The sequence below is a fragment of the Acidiphilium sp. genome, from assembly GCF_049977125.1.
Lineage (GTDB): Bacteria > Pseudomonadota > Alphaproteobacteria > Acetobacterales > Acetobacteraceae > Acidiphilium.
In genome coordinates, this window is sequence record NZ_JBMFGY010000290.1 from 1 (window position 1) to 2,568 (window position 2,568).

Below are 2,568 nucleotides of genomic sequence, written 5' to 3' on the forward strand. Positions count from 1 at the left end.
GCGGGTCTGCTGCGCTTCATACGCCAACTCGCCTTCGCCCTGATCAGCATTGCCGTTCTGATCGTGATTTTCGGCGTCCTCAATCCGCGCTTTCTTAGCCCGATCAACTGGTTCCACATCACCCAGCAGGTTGCCGTGATCGCGATCCTGGCGATCGGACAGACATTCATCATTGCCACCGCCGGCATCGACATCTCGCAAGGTTCAGTGGTCGCGCTATCCTCGATGATCTGCGCCCTGATCATCGTCGATACCCATCTCGGCATCTTCGCCGGCATCATGCTCACGCTCGCGCTCGGTGCGCTGGTGGGGTCGATCATCGGCGGTTCGGTCGTCGTCCTCGGCGTACCGCCGTTTATTGCAACACTGGGCATGCTAGCGATCGCGCTCGGTGTCGCCCTGCTGACCACCAACGGCACGCCCGTGTTCGGTCTGCCGGAAAACTTTCAGATTATTGCCCAAGGCACGCTGCTCGGCTTTCCCAACATGGGCTGGATCGCCATCGTGATCGCGCTACTCGCGGCCTACCTCCTCAATAAGACCCGTTTTGGCCGCTACACCCTCGCCATCGGCAGTAATGCTGAAGCCGCGCGCCGTGTCGGCATTAACGTGCCGCGTCATCTGATGCTGATCTACATCCTGGGCGGCACCATCTCCGCCCTCGCCGGCATCGTCTATCTTTCATATACGGCCGCAGCACAGCCGACATCCGGTGCAAACTATGAACTTTACGCCATCGCCGCCGTGGTGATTGGCGGCGGGTCCCTGTTCGGCGGCGTCGGCACCATCCTCGGCAGTATTCTGGGCGCACTGCTGATGACGATCCTGAAAAACGGTACCCAGCTCGCCGGGATATCGTCCTATGTCGAGCAAGTCATTCTCGGGATCGTGGTGATCGGCGCCGTATACATCGATAATCTGCGGCGACGTCTGCGATAAGCGAGCAGAAACCTGTTGGCGTCGAACTGAAATCACGGTATTCTATATATAATAATCGTCGTAAAACCATAAGAGGAAACGCCATGACACGAGATGCTACGCGCCGCACAGTGCTCACCGGCCTCGCCGCAGGAGCAGGTGCCGCCGCTCTCCCCGCCACCGCGTTCGCGGGCGGTCGCAAACTCAAAATCGCGCTCTCCAACTCGTATATCGGCAACGAGTGGCGCATCGAGATGGTCAATCTGTTCAAGGCCGCGCTGCAAATGGAACCCTATAGGAGTCAGGTTGAGGGGAGCTACTTCAATTCGGGCAACAACATCAGTCAGCAGAGCCAGCAGATCACCGGCATGATCGCCGAACGGGTCGATGCCATTCTGGTCGATGCCGCCTCGCCAACCGGGTTGAACGGGATCATCCAGCAGGCCCATGCGCGCGGCATTCTGGTGATCTCGTTTGACAACGTGGTGACCACGCCAGCAGCATTGAAGGTCAATACTGATCAGGTCGCGTTTGGCCGGACCCTGGCGGAATGGCTGGCCAGGAAACTCGATGGCAAGGGCAATGTCATCATGGTGACCGGTGTCGCAGGCACCGGGGTCAACGAGGATCGCAACAAGGGTGCCGATCTGGTGTGGTCAAAGTATCCTGGTATCAAAGTGGTTAATCGTTACACGGGCATGTGGGATTCAGCGACAGCGGAGAAGAACACCGCTGCAATCTTGCCGAGCCTGCCCAAGATCGATGGAATCTGGTGCCAGGGCGGCACGGATGGGGTCCTGAAGGCGTTCATCGCCGCCAAGCGTACGCCATTACCGCCAACAACCGGAGAGGCGGAAAACGGGTTCCGGAAATTCATGATCGGCTATATGGGACAGAAGGTTGAGGGGCTATCGATCGGGCAACCACCCTACCTCAGTTTAGTCGCGCTGGAGCTTGCGCGCCGTGTGCTGACCAAAACCTATCCGAGCCGGGACATTACCATCCCGTTCCCCTTCGTCACCGACGCGACGGTGAAGGTGGGTCAGACGGTATTCCCAAAGCTCCCTGACAGTTTCTTCGCCGATTTCACCGATAGTGGACCAGGCGCGATCGTCAAAATCTGCGTCGATGCGGCATTGCATGGCACTCCTTGCCCTGGAACACTGACCGTTCATTTGCCGAAAGCATGATCTCGCCGGCCATTGCAGCACGATCAGTCACGAAATCCTTCGGCGGCGTAAAAGCGCTGATCAAGGCCTCGATCGCCGTGGCGCCCGGCAGTGTCCACGCGCTGGTCGGCGAAAACGGTGCGGGGAAGTCCACCCTGATCAAAATTCTCGGTGGCCGCATCGCCCCCGACGACGGTGCCGTCCTGATCGCCGGCGCCGATGCCGGTGGCGTCGCCATGGCGCGCCGGCACGTTATCGGCACGGTATTTCAGGAACTCACCCTGCTGCCGTTCATGAGCGTTGCGGAAAACCTGATGCTCGGCCGAGAACCCCGCACCCGCCTTGGCCTGATCGACCGCGCCGGTCTGCCCCAAATCGCGGAGCGCCAGCTGGCCGATCTCGGCATCACCCATATCGACCCGCGCGCGCTCACCACCGATATCTCCCTCGCTGAACGCCAGATCATCGAGATCGCGCGGGT

The 2,568-nt window shown here is 59.8% G+C and carries 3 protein-coding genes; all 3 read left to right on the top strand.

The genetic code is table 11. The annotated features are described in order from the left end of the window. The first annotated feature begins 6 nt into the window (after nt 1-6). Entirely contained in the window at nt 7-939 is a 933-nt protein-coding gene (locus ACP5E6_RS18195) for an ABC transporter permease (protein WP_427956711.1), read from the top strand. An 83-nt stretch (nt 940-1,022) separates the two neighbouring features. Further along, complete coding sequence (locus ACP5E6_RS18200) at nt 1,023-2,108, top strand: sugar ABC transporter substrate-binding protein (protein ID WP_427956705.1); 1,086 nt, start codon at nt 1,023-1,025, stop codon at nt 2,106-2,108. After that, a partial coding sequence (locus ACP5E6_RS18205; RefSeq protein WP_427956708.1) for an ATP-binding cassette domain-containing protein occupies nt 2,105-2,568 on the top strand: 464 nt, incomplete at its 3' end. The genes ACP5E6_RS18200 and ACP5E6_RS18205, both read left to right, overlap by 4 nt.